Annotated in this window: 25 protein-coding genes; 15 read left to right on the top strand and 10 right to left on the bottom strand. The window is 69.3% G+C overall.

Annotated elements, in window-relative coordinates; genetic code table 11:
• Position 1 precedes the first annotated feature (1 nt).
• From O9280_RS10530 to O9280_RS10540, 3 genes are read right to left on the bottom strand one after another with little or no spacing between them, the layout of a single operon-like run.
• Entirely contained in the window at positions 2–400 is a 399-nt protein-coding gene (locus O9280_RS10530; RefSeq protein WP_298342112.1) for a hypothetical protein, read from the bottom strand.
• Positions 400–1,272, bottom strand: coding sequence for an acyl-CoA thioesterase II (tesB, locus tag O9280_RS10535; protein WP_298342114.1), 873 nt, complete (start codon positions 1,270–1,272; stop codon positions 400–402). Before tesB ends, O9280_RS10530 begins: the two co-directional genes overlap by 1 nt.
• A gap of 49 nt (positions 1,273–1,321) precedes the next feature.
• Positions 1,322–1,888: an N-acetylmuramoyl-L-alanine amidase gene (locus O9280_RS10540; protein WP_298342117.1), complete on the bottom strand. Its 567-nt coding sequence runs from the start codon at positions 1,886–1,888 to the stop codon at positions 1,322–1,324.
• Between the two features lie 63 nt (positions 1,889–1,951).
• Here O9280_RS10540 and O9280_RS10545 point away from each other — a divergent pair, with 63 nt between their 5' ends.
• From O9280_RS10545 to O9280_RS10555, 3 genes are all read left to right on the top strand, one after another.
• Entirely contained in the window at positions 1,952–2,515 is a 564-nt protein-coding gene (locus tag O9280_RS10545; RefSeq protein ID WP_298342120.1) for a hypothetical protein, read from the top strand.
• Complete coding sequence (gene rlmKL, locus O9280_RS10550; protein WP_298342122.1) at positions 2,515–4,683, top strand: bifunctional 23S rRNA (guanine(2069)-N(7))-methyltransferase RlmK/23S rRNA (guanine(2445)-N(2))-methyltransferase RlmL; 2,169 nt, start codon at positions 2,515–2,517, stop codon at positions 4,681–4,683. The genes O9280_RS10545 and rlmKL overlap by 1 nt, the downstream gene beginning before the upstream one ends.
• Positions 4,684–4,805: 122 nt before the next feature.
• Complete coding sequence (locus tag O9280_RS10555; RefSeq protein WP_298342126.1) at positions 4,806–5,447, top strand: methyltransferase domain-containing protein; 642 nt, start codon at positions 4,806–4,808, stop codon at positions 5,445–5,447.
• Positions 5,448–5,468: 21 nt separating this feature from the next.
• Here O9280_RS10555 and O9280_RS10560 read toward each other — a convergent pair whose 3' ends face one another.
• The 6 genes from O9280_RS10560 to O9280_RS10585 all read right to left on the bottom strand — a co-directional run bounded on the left by O9280_RS10560 (position 5,469) and on the right by O9280_RS10585 (position 13,344).
• Complete coding sequence (locus tag O9280_RS10560) at positions 5,469–6,893, bottom strand: alpha-amylase family protein (protein ID WP_298342129.1); 1,425 nt, start codon at positions 6,891–6,893, stop codon at positions 5,469–5,471.
• 236 nt (positions 6,894–7,129) lie between these two features.
• Positions 7,130–7,939: an ABC transporter permease subunit gene (locus tag O9280_RS10565; RefSeq protein WP_298342132.1), complete on the bottom strand. Its 810-nt coding sequence runs from the start codon at positions 7,937–7,939 to the stop codon at positions 7,130–7,132.
• On the bottom strand, positions 7,936–8,793 hold the full coding sequence (locus O9280_RS10570; RefSeq protein ID WP_298342489.1) for an ABC transporter permease subunit: 858 nt from the start codon (positions 8,791–8,793) through the stop codon (positions 7,936–7,938). The genes O9280_RS10565 and O9280_RS10570 overlap by 4 nt, the downstream gene beginning before the upstream one ends.
• Before the next feature lie 140 nt (positions 8,794–8,933).
• Entirely contained in the window at positions 8,934–10,076 is a 1,143-nt protein-coding gene (potA, locus tag O9280_RS10575) for a polyamine ABC transporter ATP-binding protein (protein ID WP_298342135.1), read from the bottom strand.
• A gap of 4 nt (positions 10,077–10,080) precedes the next feature.
• On the bottom strand, positions 10,081–11,211 hold the full coding sequence (locus O9280_RS10580) for an extracellular solute-binding protein (protein ID WP_298342139.1): 1,131 nt from the start codon (positions 11,209–11,211) through the stop codon (positions 10,081–10,083).
• A 102-nt stretch (positions 11,212–11,313) separates the two neighbouring features.
• The gene (locus O9280_RS10585; protein ID WP_298342143.1) at positions 11,314–13,344 is read right to left on the bottom strand and encodes a 3-hydroxyacyl-CoA dehydrogenase NAD-binding domain-containing protein; all 2,031 of its coding nucleotides are present in this window, start codon (positions 13,342–13,344) and stop codon (positions 11,314–11,316) included.
• Positions 13,345–13,503: 159 nt separating this feature from the next.
• Between O9280_RS10585 and rpoE the strand changes: the two genes are divergently transcribed.
• The 10 genes from rpoE to recO all read left to right on the top strand — a co-directional run bounded on the left by rpoE (position 13,504) and on the right by recO (position 22,175).
• Positions 13,504–14,082: an RNA polymerase sigma factor RpoE gene (gene rpoE, locus O9280_RS10590; RefSeq protein WP_298342146.1), complete on the top strand. Its 579-nt coding sequence runs from the start codon at positions 13,504–13,506 to the stop codon at positions 14,080–14,082.
• An 8-nt stretch (positions 14,083–14,090) separates the two neighbouring features.
• Positions 14,091–14,762: a sigma-E factor negative regulatory protein gene (locus tag O9280_RS10595; RefSeq protein ID WP_298342149.1), complete on the top strand. Its 672-nt coding sequence runs from the start codon at positions 14,091–14,093 to the stop codon at positions 14,760–14,762.
• Positions 14,759–15,244, top strand: coding sequence for a SoxR reducing system RseC family protein (locus O9280_RS10600; RefSeq protein ID WP_298342151.1), 486 nt, complete (start codon positions 14,759–14,761; stop codon positions 15,242–15,244). The genes O9280_RS10595 and O9280_RS10600 overlap by 4 nt, the downstream gene beginning before the upstream one ends.
• Positions 15,241–16,698 carry a Do family serine endopeptidase gene (locus O9280_RS10605; RefSeq protein ID WP_298342155.1) on the top strand — a complete coding sequence of 486 codons (1,458 nt, stop codon included), beginning with the start codon at positions 15,241–15,243 and terminating at the stop codon, positions 16,696–16,698. The genes O9280_RS10600 and O9280_RS10605 overlap by 4 nt, the downstream gene beginning before the upstream one ends.
• A 76-nt stretch (positions 16,699–16,774) precedes the next feature.
• Positions 16,775–18,574, top strand: coding sequence for a translation elongation factor 4 (gene lepA, locus O9280_RS10610; protein ID WP_298342158.1), 1,800 nt, complete (start codon positions 16,775–16,777; stop codon positions 18,572–18,574).
• Between the two features lie 9 nt (positions 18,575–18,583).
• Positions 18,584–19,402, top strand: coding sequence for a signal peptidase I (lepB, locus tag O9280_RS10615; protein ID WP_298342161.1), 819 nt, complete (start codon positions 18,584–18,586; stop codon positions 19,400–19,402).
• Between the two features lie 16 nt (positions 19,403–19,418).
• Complete coding sequence (locus O9280_RS10620; protein ID WP_298342164.1) at positions 19,419–19,781, top strand: DUF4845 domain-containing protein; 363 nt, start codon at positions 19,419–19,421, stop codon at positions 19,779–19,781.
• A gap of 10 nt (positions 19,782–19,791) precedes the next feature.
• A complete protein-coding gene (gene rnc, locus O9280_RS10625; RefSeq protein ID WP_298342167.1) occupies positions 19,792–20,484 on the top strand; it encodes a ribonuclease III in 693 nt (230 codons plus the stop codon).
• The gene (era, locus tag O9280_RS10630) at positions 20,481–21,395 is read left to right on the top strand and encodes a GTPase Era (RefSeq protein ID WP_298342169.1); all 915 of its coding nucleotides are present in this window, start codon (positions 20,481–20,483) and stop codon (positions 21,393–21,395) included. Before rnc ends, era begins: the two co-directional genes overlap by 4 nt.
• 9 nt (positions 21,396–21,404) lie before the next feature.
• The gene (gene recO / locus O9280_RS10635) at positions 21,405–22,175 is read left to right on the top strand and encodes a DNA repair protein RecO (RefSeq protein WP_298342172.1); all 771 of its coding nucleotides are present in this window, start codon (positions 21,405–21,407) and stop codon (positions 22,173–22,175) included.
• Here the strand turns inward: recO and O9280_RS10640 are convergent.
• Positions 22,131–22,799: a response regulator gene (locus O9280_RS10640; protein WP_298342174.1), complete on the bottom strand. Its 669-nt coding sequence runs from the start codon at positions 22,797–22,799 to the stop codon at positions 22,131–22,133. The genes recO and O9280_RS10640 overlap by 45 nt on opposite strands.
• A gap of 109 nt (positions 22,800–22,908) precedes the next feature.
• On the opposite strand from O9280_RS10640, the gene O9280_RS10645 reads away from it, so the two are divergent.
• Positions 22,909–24,897, top strand: coding sequence for a hypothetical protein (locus O9280_RS10645; protein WP_298342177.1), 1,989 nt, complete (start codon positions 22,909–22,911; stop codon positions 24,895–24,897).
• Between the two features lie 127 nt (positions 24,898–25,024).
• A complete protein-coding gene (locus O9280_RS10650) occupies positions 25,025–25,690 on the top strand; it encodes a YdbL family protein (RefSeq protein WP_298342180.1) in 666 nt (221 codons plus the stop codon).
• Positions 25,691–25,730: the final 40 nt, after the last annotated feature.

A 25,730-nucleotide genomic window follows, 5' to 3' on the forward strand; every position in this document is an offset into this window, starting at 1 on the left:
CTCAGCGCGCGAGGTAGGGCCCGAAGAACGTGAACAGCGCGATGATGATCACGATCATCATCAGCAGCACCGTGCGCAGGCGTCGCGGATCGATGCGGCCTTTCTTTTCTTCGCGCTGCTGGAACTGAAGCTCCTGCGGGAGATAGCTCTCGCGCTGGCCGGGGTCCATCAGCCCGGCCTCGCGCAGCAGCCGGCGCGCTTCTGGCAGGTCGCCGTTGTGGGTGACGTAGAGCACCGCGGCCTTCGCGGAATCCGGCGTCTCGCGGAAGCTGAAATTCCGCCGCCGGCCGCCCTTGTAGGAGCGGCCGTTCTGGATGCTGGTCTCGATGCCGGCCCCGTTGAGCAGGGTCGCCGCGCCTTCGACCTGTTCGACGCGCAGCGAGCGGTAAACCTCGCGCATCAGTCCTCGCCCTCGACGATGCGGATCATGCCTTCCTGCGCGGTACTGGCCACAAGGCGGCCGTCGCGCGAATAGATGCTGCCGCGGCCGAGGCCGCGCGCGCCTTGGGCCGTCGGGCTATCGAGCGCATACAGCAGCCAGTCGTCGGCGCGGAACGGGCGATGGAACCACATCGCGTGGTCGATCGATGCCATCTGCACGCGCGGGTCGTAGTAGCTGATGCCGTGCGGCAGGGTGGCGGTGCCGAGCAGGTGGAAATCCGACGCGTAGGCGAGCAGCGCGCGGTGCAGCAGGGGCGTGTCGTCCACCCGGTCGATCAGCCGGAACCAGACCTGCTGGTAGGGCGGGCGCTTGGCCGGCTTCAGTTCATCGCGCGGATAGACGGGGCGCACCTCGAACGGCACCTGCCGCGACAGCCAGCGCTGCATCATCGGCGGGAGCTTGGCGAGCAGCTCGGGGGCGGGCATGACCATGGGCTCGAGGTCTTCCGGATCGGGGACCTCGGGCTTGTTGATCTGGTGCTCGGCGCCCGGCTCCTCGATGTGGAACGAGCTGGCGAACACGCAGATCGGCTGGCCGTGCTGGATGGCGGTCACCCGTCGCGTGCTGAAGCTGCGGCCGTCGCGCGTGCGGTCGACGGAATAGACGATCGGCGCTTCGATGTCGCCCGGACGCAGGAAATAGGCGTGCAGGGAGTTCACGTGCCGGGCCGCGTCTACCGTGGCCTGCGCGGCGGCCAGGGCCTGCCCCATCACCTGCCCGCCGAACACGAATTTCGTGCCGATGTCGCGGCTCTGGCCGCGGTAGAGGTTGTCCTCGAGGCGCTCCAGCTGAAGCAGCTGGACGAGGTCGGCGACGACGGGGTGGGTCATGGCGGCAGGGGTGTTGGCTCGCGGCCGCGAAGTATAGCGTTCGCCCTGTTCAGGGCTTCAGGCGCTCCAGCCCACAGGCCTCGAGCACCTGTGCCCACGGAAACAGCGGCCCGGGATCGCGTTTGCGCCACACCGTGAGTGTCGGGTCGTCGCTGGCTTCCACCAGCGCGGTGTCGAGGTCTTCGTGGCCGGCGATGAAGCGGAGGGACGGGAAGCGCTCGCGCAGCTCGGCCAGCAGCGCGAGAAGCGCGGCGATCTGGGCTTCGGTGTAGGGCTCGTCCAGCGCCTGGTGGCGGCTGTCGTACCAGTGCGGGTAGCGGCCGGTGTTGACGATCTCGACGCCGATCGAGCGAGGGTTCCATCCCCGCACGTGGTTGGCGATGCGCTCGGGTTCGACGTAGCAAACCAGCGTGCCGTCGCGGTCGATGTAGTAGTGGCCGCAGGCGCCGGTGCCAGTATCGGGGTAGAGCACGCGCTCGCCGAATTCACGCGCGCTGGCGAGCGTGGGCGTCTCGGTGCAGTGCATGACCACGAGGTCGATGCGGGCGGGGTCGCGTCGCGGCAGGCGCTCGGTGTAGGGCAGCGGCTGGTAGGGCGCGGAGTCAGGGTCGGCCATGGGCCGGATGCTAGCATCGCGACCCTTGGCGCCCTGGCGCCGCGCTTCACGAGTGGACCCCGCATGGCCCGAGGCCACGTCATCCTGTCGCATGGCCTCGAAAGCGGCCCCGAGGCCACCAAGGTCTCGGCCTTGGCGCAGGTCGCCGAACACCTCGGCTGGACCCATGAACGCCCGGACTATCGCGACCTCGATGCCGGCCGTCGCCCCGAGGACATCGCGGCGCGCGTTGCGCGGCTGCAGGCGCTCGCTCGCGCCCACATCGGGCCGCTGGTGCTGGCCGGTTCGAGCATGGGCGCCTTCATCAGTGGCGAAGTGGCGGGGCATTTCGCGGGCAGCGGCGACGGCGCGTCATCCACCGGACCGACGCTGTTGGGCCTGTTCCTGATGGCGCCGCCGATCGCCATGCCGGGCTGGTGGCCGACCCCGCTGCAGGCGCCGGCCTCCCTTCCGACGATGGTGGTGCACGGTTGGGACGACGAATTGATCCCGGCCGCCGCGGTGATCGACTGGTGCGCCGCCCGCAAGGCCGAGCTCCGGCTGGTGGATGATTCGCATCGCCTCGCCGCGCACGTCGAGTACAGCGCGAGCGCTTTCGCCGACCTTCTGAAGCGGGTGGACGCCTGATGCAGTACTTCGTGCCCTGTGGCCGCGGCCTCGAATACCTGCTTGCCGACGAGCTCCTCGCGCTGGGTGCCGACAAGGCCACCGCCGCGCAGTCTGGCGTGAACGTGGAAGGCGAGGCGGAGAGCCTGTTGCGCTGCGCGCTCTGGTCGCGCTTCGGCAGCCGCGCGCTGTGGCCGCTGCTCGAGTTCGACTGTGCCAGCGAAGATGATCTCTATGCCGCTGTCCATGCGCTGGACTGGCGCGAGCATCTCGAAGCGGAAGGCACGCTGGCGGTGCACGCCACGGTGTCCGGCCCCGGCTTCAACCACTCGCGCTATGCCGCGCAGCGGGTGAAGGATGCGATCGTCGACCGGCTGCGCTTCGACACCGGTACGCGGCCGTCGGTGGACGTCGACAACCCCGATCTGCGCCTCGATCTCGTGGTGCGCAAAGGCAAGGCGATCCTCTCCGTGGACCTCGCCGGCCCGCTGCACCGCCGCGGCTGGCGGCAAGGGCAGGGCGATGCGCCGCTGAAGGAGAACCTCGCCTGCGCCGTGCTCGCACGCGCCGGCTGGACGCGCGAAGCGCTTGCCGCTGCGGACGCGGCCGGGACGCCGCTGGCCCTGCTCGACCCGATGTGCGGCAGCGGCACGCTGCTCGTGGAGGGGGCGCTCATCGCTGCCGATACCGCGCCCGGCCTGTTGCGCCACGGCGAGGAGCCGCCGACCCGTTGGCGTGGCTTCGACCATGCGCTGTGGCAGCGGCTGGTCGAGGAGGCCAAGGCGCGTGACCATCGCGCCGACCTGCCGGCGCGCTTCTTCGGCGTCGACCTCGACATGCGCATCGTCCAGCAGGCGCGACGCAACGCCGAAGCGGCGGGCGTGTTCGATGCCCTCGATTTCCGCGCTGGCGACATCGCCGATCTGCAGCGCCCTTGCGAGGGCCCTGGCGTGGTCGCCTGCAACCCGCCTTACGACGAGCGCCTCGCCGCCGACGAGGCCCTGTATGCGGCCATCGGCACCGCGCTGCAGCAGGCGGTGCCCGAGTGGCGGGGCGCGATCCTCTGCGGCAGCGAGGCGCTGGCCCATGCCACGCGCCTGCGTGCGCGCAAGCGCTACGCGATCAGCAACGGCGCGCTGGAATGCACGCTGCTCGCCTGCGACTCCTTCGCGCCGCCGCCGCCGCGCGTGGAGGGCGAGGCGCGCGCGCTGAGCGAAGGCGCGCAGATGATCGCCAACCGCCTGAAGAAGACGCTGAAGCATTCGGCGCGTTGGCGCGAGCGCGAGGGCGTGACCTGCTTCCGCGCCTACGATGCCGACCTGCCCGAGTACGCGGCGGCTGTCGATGTCTACGCCGAGGACGAGGATGAGGGCGAAGCGCGCACCTTCCTGCACGTGCAGGAATACGCGCCGCCGGCGAGCGTGGCGGAGCACGACGCGCGCCGCCGCTTCGGCGAGCTTCTCGCCGCGCTGCGTGAGGTGTTCGGCGTTCCGAAGGAGCGCATCGCCACCAAGACCCGCGCCCGCGGCAAGGGCGGCAGCAAGTACGGGCGGATGGACGAGCGGCATGAGGCCTTCATCGTCCGCGAGGGCGCCGTGCGCTTGGAGGTGAACCTGTTCGACTACCTCGACACCGGCCTGTTCCTCGACCATCGCCCGCTGCGCACGCGCATCTTCGAAGAGTCGAAGGACGCGCGCTTCCTCAACCTGTTCTGCTACACCGGTGCCGCGAGCGTGCACGCCGCCGTGGGCGGCGCAGCCAGCACCACGTCGGTCGATTTGAGCTCCACCTACCTCGAGTGGGCCGCGCGCAACATGGCCATCAATGGCCAGGTCGGCCCGCAGCACCGCTACGTCAAGGCCGACGTGATGAGCTGGCTGCGCGCCGAGAAGGGCGAGTACGACCTGATCTTCTGCGACCCGCCGACCTTCTCGAACAGCAAGGACAAGGACGACTTCGACGTGCAGAAGCACCACGTCGACCTGCTGGGCGCGGCCATGCGCCGCTTGGCGCCGGGCGGCGTGCTGCTGTTCTCGAATAACTTCCGCCGTTTCAAGCCCGACATCGAGACGATCGCGAAGTTCGCCGAGATCGAGGAGATCACGCCGGACACCATCGGGCCGGATTTCGAGCGCAACCCGCGCATCCACCGGGCGTGGCTGTTGCACCGCGGGCGGCCACGCGACTGAGCGCGACCACGGGACGAAGCGGGAAGGCCCTTGGGGGGCGAGACCCAGCCAAGGGGAGGCGTAACGCCAGTGAAGGCCCCGCCGTGGCATGCTGGCGCACCCGCTTACCGATCCGGCCATCCATGCGCGATTCGACCGTCGACGACCGCCTGGCCCGCTGGGCCTTCTTCCGCCAATGGCTGAAGAACCCACTCGGCGTGGCCGCCGTGTCGCCGTCGAGCCCGCAGCTGGCGCGCCAGATGATCGCGGCGCTGCCGCCGAAGTCCAGCCGGCTGATCGAGCTCGGTGGTGGCACGGGGGCGATCACGGAGCAGCTGCTCCGCCATGGCATCGCGCCGGCGGACCTGATGGTGCTGGAGCTCAACGAAGCGATGCACCTGACGCTTCGCCAGCGCTTCCCGGACATCCACCTGCACCTCGCCAATGCGGCCGACGTGCAGCGCATCGCCCGCGAGAGCGGGTTCCTCGATGGTGGCCCCGCCGATGCGGTGGTGTCGGGCCTCGGCCTGCTGTCGATGCCGCGGCCGCTGCAGCGCGACATCGTCTCTGAAGCCTTCGCCTGTTTGCGCCCGGATGGACGCTTCGTGCAGTTCACCTACGGCCCGGCCAGCCCGGTGGCCCGCGAGGTGCTTGACGATCTCAAGCTGACCTCGCGACGCGTGAGTTTCACCTGGTGGAACGTGCCGCCCGCGACGGTGTACGTCTACGAGCGGCAGCGTTCGACGGCGGTGCAAGCGCAGCCGATGGGGCGCCGCGCCGGTTGAATCCGACGCGGCGCTTGGGCTTCAGCGCAGCCACATCCGCGCGCGGCGCGGCGGCAGGTTGAAGGTGTAGGTGCCGCTGGTGATGCGCACGACATTCGTGCTGTCGAGGGCGTCGCGGTAGTCGGTGTTCCACCAGAGCACGCTGTTGTTCATGTTCACGGGCACAGCCACCGAGTTCCCGCACTTGTTGATCGCCACGATGCCGCGGTCGCCGCGACGGAAGACCAGGTGGCAGTCGCCGGCCGACAGCACCTGCTGGTCGGTGCCCTGCGCGGTATTGTGGAAGCGCACCATCGCCTTCAGGTCGCTGCGGTTCCACGCGTTGACCCAGCGGTTGTCGCCGCTCTCGTTGTTGTCCGAGTACAGCATCGGCACGCCGCCGTTGCGGCCGAAGATGTAGGCGTAGGCCAGCGTCTCGTCGGTCGGGTCCATGATCAGGTAGCGGAACCCGCCGTTGTTCGGGATGTCGTGCGTGATCGTGAAGGTGATCGCGCGCGAGGGTTGCAGCGCCTGCCCGACGGCCAGTGGATCGACCAACTGGCTCATGCGGCCGCCGAAGCCGAATGCGCTGCGCAGCTGGTTGTGCAGCGGGAAGTCGTAGGCCGCGTGGTCGGTGTCGCGCAGGTAGGGCGCGAGGAAGCGGTCGTACTCGCCGTTGCCGGCACCGCCGCCGGTGATGACTTCGCCGAACACGTGCATGCCCGACTTGATCGTCGGCGTCAGCACCGCATTCATGAAGCTCGCCGGCATGTGCTTGGCGGCATCGATGCGAAAGCCCTTCACGCCCAGGTTCTTCAGGGCCTGCAGGTACTGCTGCTGTTGCGCGACGACCCAGCTGTTGCCCACGAGGTCCGGCAGGCCGGCGTCGCCGCTGCCGCCGCAGAGGCGGTAGTTCTGGACTTCCCAGACGTTGTTGTAGTCGACGATGCAGCGCGCCGGGCCGAAGTCGTTGCCCGACAGCACGTTGAAGCGCAGGTCACCGAACAGGCGGATGCCGTTGTAGTAGGCCGTGTTGCTCGCGTACGTCGAGAGCACCGCGCTGCCCGGGTAGTTCAGGTCGCTGCGCTTGAACGCCTCGTTCGCCATGTGGTTCATGACGATGTCGGCGTAGACACGGATGCCGCGTTGCTGCAGGGCCGTGACCATGTTGCGGAAGGAGGTGGTGTCGCCCAGCGGGTTGTGGATCATCCGGAAATCCTGCGGCTGGTAGCGCGCCCACCATGCGCTGCCTTCGCTCTTGTAGGCCGGAGAGACCAGCACGATGCGGTAGCCGGCATCGCGGATCTGGTCGGCGCGCGCCTGCACGTCGGCATAGCGCCAATTGAAGGCGTGGAGGATGGCATCGGCCTGGGCCGCAGGTGCGGCGATCGCCGCCAGGACGAGGAACGCGAGGGTACGGAACGAAGCACGGAGCGCCCGGAACGGGCGGAAAGCACGGGAGATCATCGTTGTGGCTCCAAACGTGGGAGGGAGCGCTTCGAGCACGGGCCGGGTCGGCCATCCTTGCGACTGCGGTGCGTCCTGGGTGGAACGTCTGCACGACGCCCGGCCCTGAGTTCCAGGCGCGTCGGTGAGCAGGACCGGGGGGCTTGCTCGGTTTAGAGCCTAGGCTCTAACCGGTGTATTCGTATGCTGAATACGTATGCACGTCGTCGCGTGCCTCAGCGGTGCCGCTGACGCGCTCAGACGGCGCGTCGGGCGTTCCGATGCATCATCCAGCCGGCGAGGCTGACGCCGATGCAGACGGCAACGATGATGAGCGTGGCCAGCGCGTTGATCTCCGGCGTCACGCCGAAGCGCACCTTCGAGAGGATCAGCACGGGCAAGGTGCTTGAGCCTGGGCCCGAGGTGAAGCTGGCGATGACGACGTCGTCCAGCGACAAAGTGAAGGCGAGCAGCCAGCCAGCCAGCAGCGCCGGCCAGATCAGCGGCAAGGTCACGAGGAAGAAGACCTTCCATGGCCGCGCGCCGAGGTCCATCGCCGCCTCTTCGAGGCTGTGGTCGGTCTGCGCGAGCCGCGAGCGCACCACCACGGTGACGTAGCAGACGCAGAGCGTCACGTGCGCGATGGTGATGGTGTCGATGCCACGGCCTTCCGGCCAGCCGACGAGCTGCTGCAGCGTGATGAAAAGGAACAGCGCGCTGATGCCGAGCATCACGTCGGGCATCACCAATGGCGCGGAGCTGAGCAGCGAGAGCAGGCCGCGGCCCTTGAAGCGGCCGAAGCGCGACAGCGCGAGGGCGGCCATGGTGCCGATCACCACCGCCAGCGTGGACGCCATGGCGGCGATCAGCAGCGAGAGCAGGGCGGCGTCGATGACGGCCTGGTTCTCCAGCAGGCGGCCGTACCACTGCAGCGAGAAGCCCTTCCACAAGCTCACCGAGCGGGTCTCGTTGAACGAGAAGGCGACGACGCTGGCGATCGGCAGGTACAGGAAGGCGTAGCCGAAGGCCATCAGCGTGTAGAGGATGAAGGGGCGGCGCTGGTTCATGTGCGCTGCGCTTCCTTCTCGGCGCGGCGCTCCTGCGAGGCTTCGAAGAGCAGCATCGGAACCACGATCAACACCAGCATCGCCACGGCCACCGCCGCAGCCAGCGGGTAGTTGCGTGCGTTGAAGAAGTCCTCCCAGATGCGCGAGCCGATGCTCAGGGCCTCCGGCCCACCGAGCAGGGCGGGGATGACGTACTCGCCGACCGCCGGGATGAACACCAGCAGCGAGCCGGCAATGATCCCCGGCAAGGAGAGCGGCAGAGTCACCGAGAGGAAGGCGCGCCACGGCTTCGCGCCGAGGTCGGCGGCGGCCTGCAGCAGGGTGAAGTCGAGCCGCATCAGGTTCGCCACCAGCGGCAGCACCATGAAGGGCAGGTAGTTGTAGGTGATGCCGACATACACCGCGAACGGCGTGTCGATCAGCCGGATCGGCGCGTCGGTGGCACCGATCGCCATCAGCAGCTGGTTCACCATCCCGTTGTCGCGCAGCAGGCCAGTGAGCGCGTAGGTGCGCAGCAGCGAGCTGGTCCAGAACGGCAGCACCACCAGCACCAGCAGGAACATGCGCCAGGCGGGCGTGGCGCGGGCGATGCCGTAGGCGATGGGGTAGCCGAGCAGCAGGCAGCCGAGCGTCGAGATCGAGGCGAACTGCAGGGAGTTCAGGTAGCTCTCGACGTACAGCGGGTCGGTGAGCAGGGTCGCGTAGCCCTTGAAGCTCAGGTTGATCTGGACGAGGCCCAGCTCGCCGATCGCCACGAGGTCGGAGTAGGGCGGCACGCCGCCCGTGCGCTCGGCGACGCTGATCTTCAGCACCACCAGTAGTGGGGCGAGGAAGAAGGCCAGCAGCCAGAGCATCGGGATGGCGATGACCACGTAGCGGCCGCGGCTGCCGCGCAGTTCGCGGCCGAGCGCGCCGATCTGCCGGAACAGGCCGACCACCACCTGGAACCAGAGGTCCCACCACGCTCCGCCGTCGTGGGAGGTCGGGCGCTGCATCAGGCGGTCAACACGATCGCGTCGCGGGCGTGCCACACGAGGTACAGCACGTCGCCCCAGTTGTAGTGCGGGTCGGCGCTGCGCGCGGCGTGGGTTTCCTGCACGCGCAGCACGAAGCCGTCGTCGGTCTGCAGATGGTAGATCGACACGTCGCCGAGGTAGGCGATCTCGACCACGCGGCCGCGAACCACGTTCTCCACGCCGCTGGGCTCGGCTTCGGCCACGTCGATCTTCTCGGGTCGGATGGCCACGTTCACGTCGGTGCCCACCGGGATGGGCTCGACGTAGCGCGCCCACACGTCGAGCTCGACGTCGTGGCAGTGCACCAGCACCCGCTCCTCCTGCTGGTCGACGACGGTGCCGCGCAGCATGTTCACCGCGCCGATGAACTCGGCGACGAACTTCGAGTTCGGGTACTCGTAAAGGTTCGAGGGCGTGGAGACCTGGACGATGCGACCGGCGTCCATCACCGCCACACGCGTCGACATGGTCATCGCCTCCTCCTGGTCGTGGGTGACCATGACGAAGGTGGTGCCGGTGCGCTCCTGGATGTTCACCAGCTCGAACTGGGTGTGCTCGCGCAGCTTCTTGTCCAGCGCGCCGAGCGGTTCGTCGAGCAGAAGCAGCTTGGGCTCCTTCGCGAGCGCCCGGGCGAGCGCGACGCGCTGCCGCTGGCCGCCGGAGAGCTGGTCCGGCTTGCGACGCCCGAGCTGGCCCATCTTCACGAGGTCGAGCATCGCCGCGACACGGTCGCCGATCTCGCTGGCCGGGCGTTTGTCCTGCTTCAGGCCGAAGGCGATGTTCTGCTCGACGGTCATGTGCGGGAACAGCGCGTAGCTCTGGAACATCATGTTCACCGGCCGCTCGTAGGGCGGCACGTGCGTCATGTCGGTGCCGTCGATCAGCACGCGGCCTTTGTCCGGCACCTCGAAGCCGCCGAGGATTCGCAGCAGCGTCGACTTGCCGCAGCCCGAGCCGCCCAGCAGGGCGAAGAACTCGCCGCGGAAGATGTCGAGCGAGACATCGTCCACGGCATAGGTCTTGCCGAAGGTCTTGGTGACACCCTCGATGCGGAGGATCGGCTCCGCGTTCGGGTCCTGCCAGGGATCGACCTGGGCCTGCCGGCGCGCGGGCGTGCTCATGGGTTCAATTGCCGCTCTTGATGGTCGTCCAAGCGCGCTGCCGGGCGTCGTTCTCTTCGAGCGGCAGCTTGCGCGTGTCGACGAGCTTGCCGATCATGTCCTCCGGCGGGTACACGGCCGGATCATTGCGGAGGTCCTCGCTCACCAGCGCCTTGGCCGGTGCGTTCGCCGAGGCATAGCCGACGAACTCCGTGACCGGCGCGATGACGTCGGGCTTGAGCATGAAGTCGATGAACGCGTGCGCTTCGGCCTTGTTCGGCGCATCGGCCGGGATGGCCATCACGTCGAACCAGCGGATCGCGCCTTCCTTGGGGATCACGTAGGCGATCTCGACGCCGGTGCCGGCCTCCTCGGCGCGGGCGCGGGCCTGCAGCACGTCGCCGTTGTAGCCGAGGGCCACGCAGATCTCGCCGTCGGCGAGGTCGTTGATGTAGCGGCTGGAGTTGAAATAGCGGATGTTCTCGCGGATCGGTGCGAAGGTCTGCTGCACCAGCTCGACTTCGCCGTTGCCCATGCCGTTCGGGTCGCGGCCGTGGAAGAAGAGCGCGGCGGAGAAGGCTTCCTGCTGGTCGTCGAGGATGGCGATGCCGCAGCTCGCGAGCTTTCCACTGATGGCCGGATCGAAGATCGCCGACCAGCTGTCCAGCACGAAGTCCGGCCCCATGATTTCGGCGACCTTCTTGGTGTTGTAGCCGATCGCCGTGGTGCCCCACATGTACGGAACGATGTGCGTGCCGTCCGGGTCGGCGGCGGCCAAGCCGGCGGCCAGCGCCGGATCGACGTTGGCGAGGTTCGGCAGCGCGGCTTTGTCGAGCGCGGCGTAGAGGTTGTTGGCGATGTGCTGCTGGGCGAACGGCGCCGAGGGGAAGATCACGTCGTAGCCGCTCTGCCCGGCGACAAGCTTCGCGTCGAGCGTCTCGTTGTCGGCATAGACGTCGTAGACCACTTCGATGCCGGTCTCGCGGGTGAAGCGCTCCAACGTCTCCGGGGTGATGTAGTCCGACCAGTTGTAGACGTTCACTTGGCGCTTGCCGTTGCCGTCCGGCTTGGCCGCGTCGTCGGCGGGCGCGTCAGCTTGCCCCCCGCAGGCGGCGAGCAGCACGGCGGCGGCGAGGGCGGTCAGGGTCAGACGCATTTGGAACTCCTTGAAAAGCGAAGGCCGCATGGTCGATGCGGCCTGTAGAGGTGTCAACGCAGACGGGCGAGGCGGCTCGCGCCGCCTTCACCCATCGCGGGTTCAGAGCGCGTCCCAGCCCGGACGGGGCTTGAAGCGGTCGCCGTGCTTGGCGGCTAGGGCCTCCAGCGTGGCCTTCAGCTTGGTCGGGCCGGCGGCCCGGGCGTGGGCGATGGGGCCGCCCCGGAACGGTGCGAAGCCGGTGCCGAAGATGACGCCGGCATCCAGCAGGTCGGCGTCGGCCACCGTGCCGTCGGCGAGGCAACTCACGGCTTCGTTGACCAGCGGCAGGATCAGGCGGTCTTCGAGGTCTTCCGGTGCCTTGTAGTCGGCCGGCACGGCGGGCTTCACGGCCTTGCCGTTCTCCCACTTGTACAGGCCCTGGCCGTCCTTCTTGCCGCGCTTGCCGTCTTCGACCGTCAGGCCCTCGGGCAGCGGCTGGCCGTGGAAAGCGGCCATGATCTTGCCCACGCTTGCGGCCACGTCGAGGCCCACGGTGTCGACCAGTTCGATGGGGCCCATCGGCATGCCGAACTTCAGCGCGGCCTTGTCGATCACGGCACCCGGCACGCCTTCCTTGAACAGCAGGATGGCTTCCTGCATGTACGGGGCAAGGATGCGGTTGACGAGGAAGCCCGGCGTGCCCGCGACCGGCACCGGCAGCTTGTCGATGGCCTTGCAGAAGGCCGCCAAGCGACGGGTGGTCTCGGCATCGAGGCCGTCGTGCTGGACGATTTCCACCAGCGGCATCATCGCCACCGGGTTGAAGAAGTGCAGGCCGGCGAAGCGTGCGGCGTCGGTGCGGCCCTCGCGCAGGATTTCCAGCGCGATGGAGCTGGTATTGGTGGCGAGGATGGCGCCGGGCTTCAGGGTTTCCTCGGCCTTCTTGAACAGCGCGTGCTTGGCCTCGGCGTTCTCGAAGATGGCCTCGATCACGAGATCGGCCTTGGCCACGCCGGCGCCGTCGACATCCGCCTGCAAGCGAGCGCGGGTCTCGGCGCGCTTGGCCTCGTCCTTGATCTTCTTCGCGTAGAACTCGTCGGCGCGCTTCAGGGCCGGCTCGATGAACTTCATCTCGCGGTCCTGGAGCGTGACCGTGAAGCCCCGGAAGGCCGCCCAGGCCGCGATGTCGCTACCCATCACGCCTGCACCCACCACGTGCACGTGCTGGATGCCGTGGTCCTTGCCGCCGAGGCCCTTCAGGCGCTCCATCAGCAGGAAGACGCAGACGAGGTTCATCGCCGTCGGACCGGTGGCGAGCTTCGAGACGGCCTTGGCTTCGGCCATCAGCGCCTTGCCGACGTTCGCCACGCCGTTGCGGCGCCAGGCCTCGATCATCGCGAACGGGGCGGGGTAGTGCTCCTTGCGGGCCTTCCGCGCCACCTGCTTGACCATCATGTTGGCCAGCACCTGGCGCGCCGGCCAAGTGTTGGTGGCCCAGGCCGTGAAGCGCTGCTTGAACGGGCGCTGCGCGCCCTTCTTCGCCAGCTCGATGGCGGCGTCTTCCAGCAGCGGGCCTTCGACGACCTTGTCGACGAGGCCGATGGCGCGGGCCTGCGAGGCGCGCAGGCCGCGGCCGGTGAGCATCAGGTCCATGGCCGCTGGCGCACCAAGGAGCTTCGGAGCGCGCACGCTGCCGCCCCATCCCGGGTAGATGCCCAGCTTCACTTCCGGCAGGCCAATGCGGGTGTTGTCCGCGCTGCTGGCCACGCGGTAGCGGCAGGCCAGCGAGAGCTCGGTGCCGCCACCCATGCAGTGGCCGTGGATGGCCGCCACCGTGGGGAAGGGCAGCTTGCTGATGCGGTCGAAGAGCAGCTGGCCGGAGCGGATCCAGTCGAAGGTCTCGCCGCGGGCGTGGATCGCCTCGAAGCCCTTGATGTCGGCGCCGGGGATGAAGCCGGCCTTCTTGCCGGAGATGAACACCACGCCCTTCGGCTTTTCGATGGCAAGGCGCTCGACCAGTGCGGCGAGTTCATCGAGCACGCCGCGGGAGAGGGCGTTGACGTTCTGGTCGGCGCGGTCGAGGGTGAGCACGACGATGCCGTCCGCACGCACCTGGGTGCGCCAATGCTGCAGGCGAAGACCTTCGAACATGGGGAGTCCGTACGGAAGAGTAGGGTGATGGACCGGTATCATCCGGGCTGCACTTTCCCCCGGTCAAATCGGCCGGGAACTTTTCTTCGAAAGTCCGGTCTAGGTCCGCGTTCCATCCGCGGCCGATCCCGGCGCCAAGCAGCCAGGAGCGGGCCCGGGATGGGCGACGACCCCAACGACCTCCAACTCGTGCAACGTGTCCAAGCCGGTGACCGCTCTGCCTTCGACCTGCTCGTCCGCAAGTACCAGTACCGCATCGCGGCCCTGGTCCGGCGCTACATCCGCGACGAGGCCGAGGCCGAGGACGTGGTGCAGGAGGCGTTCATCCGCGCTTGGCGCGCCCTGCCGCAGTTCCGCGGCGAGGCCCAGTTCTACACCTGGCTCTACCGGATCGCCGTGAACACCGCCAAGAACCATCTCGTCAGCTTGGGCCGCCGCCCGGCCACCGATGACATCGACGATGAGGAGCTGACCGCCGTCCGCGAGGCCGAGCGTCTGCACGACGTCGCCACGCCCGAGCATGAGGCCCTTCGTAACGAGATGGAGGCCCTGGTGCTGGCGGCGGTGGACGGCCTTGCCCCTGAGTTGCGCGAGGCACTGACCCTGCGCGAGGTCGAGGGCCTGAGCTACGAGGAGATCGCCGAGCGGATGCAGTGCCCCATCGGAACGGTGCGTTCGCGCATCTTCCGCGCCCGCGATGCGATCGACGCCCGACTGAAGCCGCTGTTGAACCCATGAGTACGCCGATGTCCCCGAACGCCCCCGCTGGCCCCAATGACTTCCGCGAACAGTTGAGCGCCTGGCGCGACGGTGCGCTTCCGGAGGAAGCCTCGCGTTTCGTGCTGAAGCGCGTGCTCCGCGACGACGCGCTGCGTGCCGAAGTCGGCCGCTGGCAGGTGATCGGCGATGCGCTGCGACGCCAGCCTCACCAGCGTCCCTCGGGGGATCTGCCGGCTCGCGTGGCCGCGGCGATCGCGGCGGACGAGGCGCGAGGGGCTGCCCACGCGCCCGCGATCCCGGGCGTCGTCCCCGTGCGTTCGGGTTCGCTGCGCTGGCTGGCGACGGCCGCGGCGCTGGGCTTGGTGGCTGTCCTGATGTGGCCGTCCGATCCGGTACCGCTGGCGCGCGACGCCGAGCCCCTCATTGCAGAAGCGCCCGTTCCCTCGGTCGCGACCGTGCTTGCGGCACGGCCAAGCCCCCCGTTGCCCATGCCGCCGCGGCGCGCGGAAGCGAACCCCTCGGCCTCGCTCGTGGCCGCCGTTCCGCCGTTGGTGCGTGCACCGCAGCCCACACCCGAACAACTGGCGCCGCTGCCTGCCGTCGATGCGCCGAGCCGTCCCTGGCCGCGCAGCGCGTCGGAACAGGACGTCTACACCGTCGACTACGGCGTGCCGGCGGCTGCGCCGCCTCGGCAGTGACCCCAGCTTCCCCGAGCGCCGGGGAGTCGATCCGCCGTCGCGCCGTCGTCGTCTCTGCCGAGGACAGGCGGCTCGCGCTGCGCTGGACGGAATCCCAATGCCGCGGCTGCGTCGGTTGTGGCGGCCGTTGCGGCCTGTTCGCCGCTGACGATGCCGGCGTGGTCCGCCTCGAGCACGACGCCACGGCGCTGCAGCCGGGCGACGCCGTCGATGTGGAGGTTTCCGCGCCCCGACTTCGCCATGCCGCCATGCGGGCCTATGGCTTGGCGCTCGTCGCCCTGATCGCCGGTGCCGTCATCGGCCATGCCGTCGGTGCCCGGTGGGGCGCTGCGAATGCCGGCGCACTCGTCGGGCTGCTGCTGGGAACTTTCCTTGCGGGCGTGTTGACCAAGCGCCTCGATGCCTCGCCGCCGCTGCGTGTGCGGCCTTGCCCCGAATGCCCTTCCGAACTCGAGTCCGACCCCAAGGAGCTCCCACGATGATGACCCCGGTCCGTCTGCTTCCCCTCGTCCACGTGCTGGCCGCCGCGCTGCTGGCGCCGGCCGCCGTCGACGCGCAGACCGCCACGCCCGCGGCCCCGGCCGCGGCGTCCGCACCGCTCGTCCAGCTGCCCGACTTCACCCGCTTGGTCGAGCAGGTATCCCCGGCCGTGGTCAACATCGAAGCGACGAGCACGCCGGGCGCGGGTGCCAAGGCGCAGGGCATGCCCGAAGGCGAGGAGATCCCCGAGATCTTCCGCCGCTTCATTGGTCCCGGCATGCCCCAGCCACAGCCGCGCGGCGGCGTCTCGCAGGGCACCGGCTTCGTCACCAGCGCCGACGGCTACATCATCACCAACCACCACGTCATCGACGGCGCCGACAAGGTGATCGTGCGCTTCAACGATCGGCGCGAGCTCGAGGCGAAGATCGTCGGCTCCGACGCGCTGTCCGACATCGCCGTGCTGAAGGTCGAGGCCACTGGCCTGACGGCCGTGCGCATCGGCGACGCGCGCAGCCTCAAGCCGGGGCAATGGGTCGTGGCGATCGGCTCGCCCTTCGGCTTCGACTACTCGGTGACGGCCGGCATCGTCTCCGGCGTGAACCGCCGAAGCCTCGACCCGGGCCAGCAGTACGTGCCCTTCATCCAGACCGACGTCGCCATCAACCGCGGCAACTCCGGTGGCCCGCTGCTCAACGTGCGGGGCGAGGTGGTGGGCGTGAACTCGCAGATCTTCAGCAACACCGGCGGCTTCATCGGCGTGAGCTTCGCGATCCCGGTGGACGTAGCCATGAACACGGCGCGCCAGTTGCGCGAGAACGGCACCGTGCGCCGCGGCGTGCTCGGCGTGCAGATCGGCCAGCTCACCCGCGAGCGCGCGCAGGAGCTCGGCTTGCCGCGCCCGGTGGGGGCTTTCGTGAACAGCGTCAACACCGGCAGCGCGGCCGACAAGGCGGGCATCCGTCCGGGCGACGTCATCACCGCCTTCAACGGCCGCGAGATCCTCACCGCCTCCGACCTGCCGCCCCAGGTGGGCCTGCTGCCCCCCGGCAGCCGCGCCACGGTGACGGTGCTGCGGGATGGCGGTCGACGTGACCTGGTCGTGTCGCTCGACGCCCTCGATGGCGCCACCGCGGGCGCGCCGGCGGCCCCGGTCGCCCCGGCCGCCGCCCCGGCCAACGCGCTGGGCCTGGCGACGGAGGCGGTGGATGCCGCCACCCGCCAGCGTTTGGGCCTGCAGGCTGGCGAGGGCGTGCGGATCAGCCGCGTGGGGTCGGCCCTGGCCCGCCAGGCCGGCCTGAATCCCGGCGACGTGGTCCTGGCCGTCAACGGCCGCGATGTGGGCACGGCGGCGGCCTTCGAGGCCGAGCTGGGCAAGGTGAAGGCGGGCAGCACGCTGCGTCTGCTGGTGCGCAACGCCAGCAGCACCGGTTTCGTCGAGCTGCCCATGCCCTGAAGACCGCCCCGGGCAGGCCCGTGTGCGACAATCGCGGGCTTGCCCGAACGGGCACCGTCTTCCCGGCACCGACCCCATGCAGCACATCCGCAACTTCTCGATCATCGCCCACGTCGACCACGGCAAGTCGACGCTCGCCGACCGCATCATCCAGCTCTGCGGCGGCCTCGAGGATCGCGAGATGGAGGCGCAGGTGCTCGACTCGAACCCCATCGAGCGCGAGCGCGGCATCACCATCAAGGCCCAGTCCGTCTCGCTGCCCTACACGGCGAAGAACGGCCAGACTTACCAGCTGAACTTCATCGACACGCCCGGCCACGTCGATTTCAGCTACGAGGTCTCGCGTTCGCTGGCCGCCTGCGAGGGCGCGCTGCTCGTCGTCGACGCCGCGCAGGGCGTCGAGGCGCAGTCGGTGGCGAACTGCTACACCGCCGTCGAGCAGGGGCTCGAAGTGGTGCCGGTGCTCAACAAGATCGACCTGCCGACGGCCGACACCGAGCGCGCGAAGCGCGAGATCGAAGCGGTGATCGGCATCGACGCCGAGGACGCGGTGGCCATCTCGGCCAAGACCGGCCTCAACGTGCGCGACGTGCTGGAGGCCATCGTGGCCCGCATCCCGCCGCCGAAGGTCGGTGACACCGACAAGCTGCAAGCCCTGATCATCGACTCCTGGTTCGACAACTACCTCGGCGTGGTCTCGCTGGTGCGCGTCATGCAGGGCGAGATCCGCAAGGGCGACAAGATCCAGGTGATGTCGACGGGCCGCGTGCACGAGATCGACAGCGTCGGCGTGTTCACGCCGAAGCGGAAGATCAAGGACGCGCTGCTCCCGGGCGAGGTGGGCTTCCTCACCGCCTCGATCAAGGACGTGCACGGCGCGCCGGTCGGCGACACGCTCACCTCGGCGCGCGATCCGGCGACCTCGCCGCTGCCGGGCTTCCAGAAGATGCAGCCGCGCGTGTTCGCCGGCCTGTTCCCGACCGCTGCCGACGACTACCCGGCGCTGCGCGAGGCACTCGAGAAGCTGCGCCTCAACGATGCCGCCCTGCAGTTCGAGCCGGAAAGTTCGGAAGCCATGGGCTTCGGTTTCCGCTGCGGCTTCCTGGGCATGCTGCACATGGAGATCGTGCAGGAGCGCCTCGAGCGCGAGTACGACCTCGATCTCGTCACCACCGCTCCCACCGTCGTTTACGAACTGGTGCAGACGGACGGCGAGGTGATGAAGCTGGACAATCCGGCGCGCCTGCCGGCGGTGAACAAGATCCAGGAAATCCGCGAGCCGATCATTCGCGCCAACATCCTCACGCCCGAGGAATACATCGGCAACATCATCAAGCTCTGCGAGGAGAAGCGCGGCAGCCAGATCGGCATCACCTACCTCGGCAGCCAGGTGCAGATCGCCTACGAGCTTCCGATGGCCGAGGTGGTGCTCGACTTCTTCGACCGCCTGAAGTCGGTGTCGCGCGGCTATGCCTCGCTCGACTACCACTTTCTGCGCTTCGAGGCCGGCCCGTTCGTGCGCGTCGACGTTCTGATCAACGGCGACAAGGTTGATGCCATGTCGATGATCCTTCACCGGGCCCACGCCGATCGCCGCGGCCGCGACCTCTGCGAGCGCATGCGCGAGCTGATCCCGCGGCAGATGTTCGACGTCGCCATCCAGGCCGCCGTCGGTTCGCAGATCATCGCCCGCTCGACGGTCAAGGCGATGCGCAAGAACGTGCTGGCGAAGTGCTACGGCGGCGACGCCACGCGCAAGAAGAAGCTCCTCGAGAAGCAGAAAGAGGGCAAGAAGCGCATGAAGCAGTTCGGCAAGGTGGAAATCCCGCAGGAGGCCTTCCTCGCGGTGCTCTCGGTCGACAACAACTCCAAATAAGGACGCCGCGTGAAGCTCGATTTCGCCCTGATCCTCACCGCCCTGACGCTGCTCTGCGGTGCGTTCTGGCTGGTGGACAAGCTGGTGCTTGCCAAGCGCCGCGGTCCCGACGGCAAGCCGAACGAAACGGTCGATTTCTTCGCTTCGCTGTTTCCGGTGCTGGCGATCGTCCTCTGCCTGCGGAGCTTCGTGTACGAGCCCTTCCGCATCCCGTCCTCGTCGATGATGCCGACGCTGCTGATCGGCGACTTCATCCTCGTCAACAAGTTCGCCTACGGCGTGCGGCTGCCGGTGACCAACACCGTGCTGTTCGACACCGGTGCGCCCGAGCGCGGTGACGTGGTGGTGTTCCGCTACCCGGGCCGCAACCCGCCCGTGGCCAGCGACCCGCCGGTCGGTACCGACTACATCAAGCGCGTGATCGGCCTGCCCGGCGACGTCATCGGCGTGCGCCAGAACCGCCTGACGGTGAACGGCGCGCCGATCGCCTATGGCGAGGAAGCGATCTACGTGGGGAGCGGTGCCACCGCGGCTATCGAGATGACCGGCGCCACCCGCGTCAGCGAGGCCCTGGCCCCGGGCAAGGAGCACGCCATCCTCGACAAGTGGCCGCGCCAGATGGCCTTCGGTGACGGCGAGTACGTGGTGCCCGAAGGGCACTACTTCGTCCTCGGCGACAACCGCGTGGCCTCCGACGACGGCCGCTTCTGGGGCTTCGTTCCAGCGGCCAACCTGGCCGGCCGCGCCGACGTCATCTGGCTGAACTGCTCGAACTGGGCTTGCATGGACAGCTTCGATTGGCGTCGAATGGGCGAAGTCATCCGCTAAACCCCCGGGGTCGCCCATGCACCATCGTCAGCGCGGCATCAGCTTCATCGGCTTCATTCTCGTCCTCGCCGTGGTCGGGTTCTTCCTGTTCCTCGGCATGAAGATCGGCCCGACGTACATCGAGTACTACTCGATCCGCAACGCGGTCAATAAGGTTGCTGCCGAAGCGCAGGGTGCCGACATCAACACGATCAGCCGGTCCATGGACCGGCAGATGACCATCGATTACGCCGCCTCCTACAAGCCGGAATTCGTGCGCGTGGTCCGTGAGGGCGACCAGCTCAACCTCGTGCTGAACTACGAGATCCGCAAGCCGCTGATCTACAACATCGATTTCGTCGCCAAGTTCCAGCACTCGGCGCCGATCCGCCAGCCTTGACGGGCGCCGCGTGAAGGCCGGCTTCGGGCATCACTTCGCCGACCCCGGCCGGCTCGACACGGCGCTGCGCCACCGCAGCGCCGGGGCGCCGCATAACGAGCGGCTGGAATTCCTCGGCGACGCTGTATTGGCCCTGCTGATCGCGGAAGCCCTGCACGAGCGCTGGCCGCAGGCCGACGAAGGCGCCCTGACCCGGGCTCGTTCGGTCTTGGTGCGGGAATCCAACCTCGCCGGTATCGCGCGCGGCCTTGGGCTTGGCGACCGGCTGCAGCTCGGCCCCGGTGAGATGAAGTCCGGCGGCAAGCACCGCGATTCCATCCTCGCCGATGCCCTCGAGGCGGTGGTCGGGGCGATCTATCTCGATGGCGGGCTCGAGGCCTGCCGCGCCGTCGCGCTGCCCTGGTTCGAGGCGGGTCTCGCGGCCATGCCCACCGGCAAGGTCGACAAGGACCCGAAGACCCGTCTGCAGGAATGGCTTCAGGCGCGCCAGTGGGCGCGGCCGGAGTACGAACTCGTGGAGGCCCGCGGGCCCGACCATTCGCGGCATTTCCGCGTCCGTGCCCGGGCCGGCGAGCCCCTGCTCGAGGTGGACGGCGAGGGCACGTCGCTTCGCAATGCCGAACAGGCGTCCGCTGAAGCCCTGCTGGCCGCCCTGGAGCGCGATCATCCGAAGGGCCGCGGCGCCGCTACACTGCCGGCATGAGCGACACCCTTGATTCCGACACCCCGCACCGCGCCGGCACCATCGCCGTGCTCGGCCGCCCCAACGTGGGCAAGTCCACCCTCGTGAATGCCCTGGTCGGCGCCAAGGTGAGCATCGTCTCGCCGAAGCCGCAGACCACGCGCCATCGCCTGCTCGGCATCGCCACCTTCCAGGATGGCCAGATCGCGCTGGTGGACACGCCCGGCCTGCATCGCGACCAGAGCGGGCGCGCGATGAACCGCTACATGAACCGGGCCGCCCGCGGCGCCGTCGAGGATGTCGATGGCGCCGCCCTGGTCGTCGAGGCCGGGCGCTGGACCGACGAGGACACCCTGGCCTACAAGGTGCTGCGCGACGCCGGTGTGCCGGTGGTGCTGGTCATCAACAAGGTCGACAAGCTCGTCGAGAAGGGAGCGCTGCTGCCCTTCATCGCCGAAGTCACCAAGGACCGCGAGTTCGCCGCGGTGCACCCGATCGCCGCGCGCAAACAGGATGGCCTGCGCCCGCTGGTGAAGAGCCTGATCTCGGTGCTGCCGGAATCGCCGCCGCTGTTCGCCGAGGACGAGATCACCGACCGCAGCGAGCGCTTCCTCGCCGCCGAGCTGGTGCGCGAGCAGCTGATGCGCAAGCTCGGGCAGGAAGTGCCCTACTCGACGACGGTCGAGATCGAGAAGTTCGAGGAAGAGGGCGAGAAGCTCCGCATCGCCGCCATCATCTGGGTCGAGCGCGACGGCCAGAAGGCCATCGTGATCGGGCAGGGCGGCGAGATGCTGAAGACCATCGGCAGCGCCGCGCGCATCTCGATGGAGAAGCTCTTCGGCCGTCGCGTCTTCCTGCAGACCTGGGTGCGCGTGCGCGAGGGCTGGTCGGACGACGAATCCGCGCTGCGCCAGTTCGGCTACGGCGAGTAACGTCCCGCCGTGCGCGTCGGCGGTGAACGCGCCTTCGTGCTGCATGCGCGGCCTTGGCGCGAGACCAGCCTGCTGGTCGAACTGCTGAGCGAGCACCACGGCCGCATCGGCGTGGTCGCGCGCGGCGTGCAAGGGGCGAAGCAGCAGGCGCGTCGCGCCGCCTTGCAGCCGTGGCAATCCATCGAATTCGACGCCGCCCAACGCGGCGAGCTGTGGACCCTGGCGCGCTGGGAGGCCGTGGATGCCGCGCCGCGGCATGCCGGCGACGCGGCGCTGGCGGGCTTCTACGTGCACGAGCTCCTGCTGCGCTTGTTGCCGCGCCAGGACGCCGTTCCCGAGGTGTTCGTGCGCTACGCGGCCTTGCGCGGGGAACTGGCGCAGGTGACGCCGCCGACTGGCGCGCAGCCTCTGGCCTGGACCCTCCGCCGCTTCGAGCGCGACCTGCTGGACGCCCTCGGCCTCGGGCTGCCCTGGGGAGAGACCGCCGAAGGCGACGCGCTTGATCCGGCGGCGCGTTACCGCATCGATCCCGAGCATGGCGCCTGGCGGGATCGCAGCCATGCATCGGACAGCCTGCGCGGCAGCGCGCTTCTGGCGCTCGCGGAGGACCGCTGCCCACCGGCCGAAGAGCTGGGCGAGTTGCGTCGCGGGCTGCGCGCCATCCTGGCGCATCACCTCGGCGGCAAGCCGCTGAAGGCGTGGAGCCTGATGGCCGAGGTCGCGCGGGTGGGGCGCTCAGCCCCCGGGGCTGGCGAGCGCCTCGTCGATCCGTCGGAGTAGTCGCGTCGCGGCCTCGCCGTCGGCCGGTTCCGCATGGAGCGCTTCGACCGCGCCGGCGAGGGCGGTGGCGCCGACGAAGCCGCAGCCTGCGCGCATCTGATGCAGGACGGCGCGAAGCCCGGCGCTGTCGCCGTCGGCAAGCGCGGCAACCACCCGTTCGCGCTGGCGGGGCAATTCCTCGATGAACAGGGCGCGCATCCGTCGCAACGCGGCATCCGAGCCGCCCAGCGCCGAGAGCGCCTGCGCATCGTCCCAGGCCGGGGTGGACGCTCCGAGCCAGGGCGCCAGCGCCTGCCGCAACGCGGCCTCCGACAGCGGCTTGCCCAAGGCCTCGACGAACCCGCTGGCCATCAGGCGTCGACGTCGCTCGGCATCGAGTTCGGCAGTGAGTGCCACCGCCGGCGTGCGGTTGGCGAGGGCGCGCTGCCGGGCCAACCAGCCGTCGCCCTGGCCGTCCGGCAGCGAAACATCGAGCAGCAGGAGCGCATAGTCGTTGTCGGCGCAGAGCGCGCCGGCGTCCGCCAGGGTTCGGGCGGTGTCGACCATGCCGAACGGCGCCAGACTGCTGCGGGCGAATTCGCGACTGGCGGGGTCATCCTCGACCACCAGGAAGCGTAGGCTCACGGGTCCCTCCTCGATGCGTTCCTCAAGCAGGATGCCGGCCCTCGCGGCGACCCACTATAGGAAAGTTCTGACGCGGCTCGCCTCGGTGGCGGCGCTTGGGTCGGCGTTCATGCTCGCGGCGCCCGCGATTGGCGCCAGGGAGCTGCGCGTCGCCATCGAGCGCGTGGACGCCGGCGCGGCCCGCGCCGAGGCGGTGGCGATGAGGCTCCGCACGGGAGCCGCTGGCGCCGAGCCCGTCGGGCTGACGGTTGAAGCGGGCCTCGTGGCGCTCCCGGCCGTCGCCCTGAGCCTGGACCGCGTGGCGTGGACCTGCGAACGCGTGCTGACCTTGGAACCGCTGGCCTGCGAAGGGCCCCTGCAGGTCGGTGGCCGCGCGGCCGGACGGCTGGCCGTCGATCTTTCCGAGGCGCGCACCCAGGCGCATTGGTCGCAGGGGCGGCGGTCGATTCGCCTCGACAAGGATCTCGCCTCGCCATGGCGGGTGGCGGCCCAGCGCATCCCGTTGGCTTGGCTGGAGGATTTCGCGAAGCAGCTCTGGGCCGATGGCCGCCTCGGCGCGGGTACCGTGTCGGGCCGCTTGACGGTTCCTGCCGGGACGCCCGAGACTCGCGTCGATGCCGACCTGCGGCTTGAAGGCCTCGCGTTCGATACGCCGGACGGCCTGCTGGCGGGTGCTGGCCTGGCCGTCCCCCTGACACTGCGCTACGTGGCGACGCCCGCGTCGGCGTCCGGCCCGGAACGAACCCGCCTCACGCTGCGCGGGGCCTTGAAGGCCGGCGAGCTGCTGGTGAGCCCGATCTACCTCGCCGTTCCGGCTGCTGGAGTGGGCCTTGAGCTGGATGCCGAGTCCGCGGCGGACGGCGGCTGGCGGCTCTCGCATTGGCAATGGGAGGACGCCGCCGCGCTGAAGGCGATGGGCGATGCGTCGTTGGATGCCGACGGCAACGTGACGGCGCTCGCGGCGCGCTGGCGATCGCCGGACTTGGCCGCGCTGCGCAGCGGCTACCTCGACGGCGTGCTGGCGCCGGCCGGTTTCGGCGAACTCCAGCTGGCCGGGCAGGGGAGCGGCGCGTTCGGTTTCGATGCCGAAGGGCTCTCGGCCCTTGATGTCGATCTCCGCGAAGCGATCGCGATCGATCCGAAGGGCCGCTTCTCGCTCGCCGGCCTCGATGGCGGCGTTCGCTGGTCGCGCGATGCTGCGGTGGCGAACAGCCGCTTCGCGTGGCGCGCGGCCGCGCTGTACGGCATCGGTATCGAGGCGGGCCAGCTCGACTTCCGCAGCAGCGAAGGCCAGCTCGCGCTCGCGGCGCCGCTGCGCACTGGGATGCTCGGCGGGCACCTGCGGCTCGACCGGCTGGTGTGGCGGCCGGCGCGCGGCGAGGCACCGCTGCGGATCGAGATGGGCTTGGCGCTCGAAGCGCTCGACCTGGGCAGCCTGTCGCAGCGCCTCGGCTGGCCGGATTTCGAAGGCACCATCGGCGGCACGCTGCCGAATGCGCTCTACGAGCGGAACCGCGTGAGTTTCGAAGGCGGGCTGGCGATGCAGCTGTTCGGTGGCGAAGTGCGCATCGACGATCTCGCGCTGGAACGACCGTTCGGCGTGGCGCCCTCGCTGGCGGCCAACGTCCGCTTGCAGGACATCGATCTCGCACCCCTGACCGGCGCCTTCGGTTTCGGCGAGATCACCGGTCGCCTCGATGGGCGCATCCGCGATTTGCGCCTCGTCGACTGGACGCCCGTGGCCTTCGACGCGCGGCTGCTCACCGACCGGAACTGGGACGGCTCGCGTCGCATCAGCCAGCGCGCCGTGCAGGACATCTCCGACCTCGGCGGTTCCGGGCTGGTCGCCGGGCTGCAGGCCCGGTTGCTGCGGACCTTCGATGACTTCGGATACGACCGCATCGGCATCGGCTGCGTGCTGAAGGACAACCGCTGCGCCATGACCGGCCTCAAGAAGCGCGGCGACGGCTACGTGATCATCGACGGGCGCGGCCTGCCGCGGATCGAGGTGGTCGGCTTCCGGCGTAGCGTCGATTGGCCGACGCTGGTCTCGCGGCTGAAGGACGCCACCGAAGGCGACACGTTGCGCATCGAGTAACCGCAGGGGCGATGGCACCGTGATCGTCCCTGCCTGAACGCCGGGCCACGGTGGCGGTGTGTCCGCTTGCGCGCGGCGCGTACGGCGGCGTTAGCATCGAAGTCACTCCGCCATCGAGGTGATCGCCATGCGCCAGCCCCTGCTGAAGCTCTCCGCCCTGCTGCTGCCCGTCGTGCTGCTGGCGTCCTGCGTGACGATCAACGTGTACTTCCCGGCTGCCGAGGCCCAGAAGGCCGCGGAGGAATTCGTCGAAGACGTGATCGGCGATGCGCCCGCGGACAGCGGCGGTTCGGCCCGCGTCGACCAGGGCGAGGCGGGACGGTTCATCGCCGCCACCTTGCGAGGCCGCGAGGCTTTGCCGGGCCGCGTTTTCTCGCACACCGAAACGCGCTTCGACCCGGTCGGTTTCTTCATTGGCAGCGCGATGGCGCAGGAGAACGTCGACATCCGCATCCGCACGCCGGCCATCCAGGCCATCCAGACGCGGATGGCCGAGCGCTTCCAGGGCACGCTGGCGCCGCTGTTCGACGCCGGGGCGATGGGCTTCGGCAACGACGGCCTCGTGGTGCTGCGTGACCCGGCCAAGGTGCCGCTGGCGCAGCGCACGGCCGCGAACCAGGCCGTCGCCGAGGAGAACCGCGACCGCAACGCCGTCTATCGCGAGATCGCCGTGGCCAACGGGCATCCGGAGTGGGAGACGCAGATCCGCCAGACCTTCGCCAAGGAGTGGGTGGCGCAGGCCCGTGCCGGCTGGTGGTACCAGGACAGCGCCGGGGCCTGGAAGCAGAAGTAAGCCCGGGCGTGCGAAAATCGCGCCCCGTTCTTCCCGAGCT

Source organism: Silanimonas sp. (assembly GCF_027531545.1).
In the GTDB taxonomy this organism is placed as follows: Bacteria; Pseudomonadota; Gammaproteobacteria; order Xanthomonadales; family Xanthomonadaceae; genus Silanimonas.

Coding starts and splice junctions, on each gene's coding strand:
- O9280_RS10530 (WP_298342112.1), bottom strand. CDS start 400: ATGCGCGAGGTTTACCGCTCGCTGCGCGTCGAACAGGTCGAAGGCGCG.
- tesB (WP_298342114.1), bottom strand. CDS start 1,272: ATGACCCACCCCGTCGTCGCCGACCTCGTCCAGCTGCTTCAGCTGGAG.
- O9280_RS10540 (WP_298342117.1), bottom strand. CDS start 1,888: ATGGCCGACCCTGACTCCGCGCCCTACCAGCCGCTGCCCTACACCGAG.
- O9280_RS10545 (WP_298342120.1), top strand. CDS start 1,952: ATGGCCCGAGGCCACGTCATCCTGTCGCATGGCCTCGAAAGCGGCCCC.
- rlmKL (WP_298342122.1), top strand. CDS start 2,515: ATGCAGTACTTCGTGCCCTGTGGCCGCGGCCTCGAATACCTGCTTGCC.
- O9280_RS10555 (WP_298342126.1), top strand. CDS start 4,806: ATGCGCGATTCGACCGTCGACGACCGCCTGGCCCGCTGGGCCTTCTTC.
- O9280_RS10560 (WP_298342129.1), bottom strand. CDS start 6,893: ATGATCTCCCGTGCTTTCCGCCCGTTCCGGGCGCTCCGTGCTTCGTTC.
- O9280_RS10565 (WP_298342132.1), bottom strand. CDS start 7,939: ATGAACCAGCGCCGCCCCTTCATCCTCTACACGCTGATGGCCTTCGGC.
- O9280_RS10570 (WP_298342489.1), bottom strand. CDS start 8,793: ATGCTCTGGCTGCTGGCCTTCTTCCTCGCCCCACTACTGGTGGTGCTG.
- potA (WP_298342135.1), bottom strand. CDS start 10,076: ATGAGCACGCCCGCGCGCCGGCAGGCCCAGGTCGATCCCTGGCAGGAC.
- O9280_RS10580 (WP_298342139.1), bottom strand. CDS start 11,211: ATGCGTCTGACCCTGACCGCCCTCGCCGCCGCCGTGCTGCTCGCCGCC.
- O9280_RS10585 (WP_298342143.1), bottom strand. CDS start 13,344: ATGTTCGAAGGTCTTCGCCTGCAGCATTGGCGCACCCAGGTGCGTGCG.
- rpoE (WP_298342146.1), top strand. CDS start 13,504: ATGGGCGACGACCCCAACGACCTCCAACTCGTGCAACGTGTCCAAGCC.
- O9280_RS10595 (WP_298342149.1), top strand. CDS start 14,091: ATGTCCCCGAACGCCCCCGCTGGCCCCAATGACTTCCGCGAACAGTTG.
- O9280_RS10605 (WP_298342155.1), top strand. CDS start 15,241: ATGATGACCCCGGTCCGTCTGCTTCCCCTCGTCCACGTGCTGGCCGCC.
- lepA (WP_298342158.1), top strand. CDS start 16,775: ATGCAGCACATCCGCAACTTCTCGATCATCGCCCACGTCGACCACGGC.
- O9280_RS10620 (WP_298342164.1), top strand. CDS start 19,419: ATGCACCATCGTCAGCGCGGCATCAGCTTCATCGGCTTCATTCTCGTC.
- era (WP_298342169.1), top strand. CDS start 20,481: ATGAGCGACACCCTTGATTCCGACACCCCGCACCGCGCCGGCACCATC.
- O9280_RS10645 (WP_298342177.1), top strand. CDS start 22,909: ATGCTCGCGGCGCCCGCGATTGGCGCCAGGGAGCTGCGCGTCGCCATC.
- O9280_RS10650 (WP_298342180.1), top strand. CDS start 25,025: ATGCGCCAGCCCCTGCTGAAGCTCTCCGCCCTGCTGCTGCCCGTCGTG.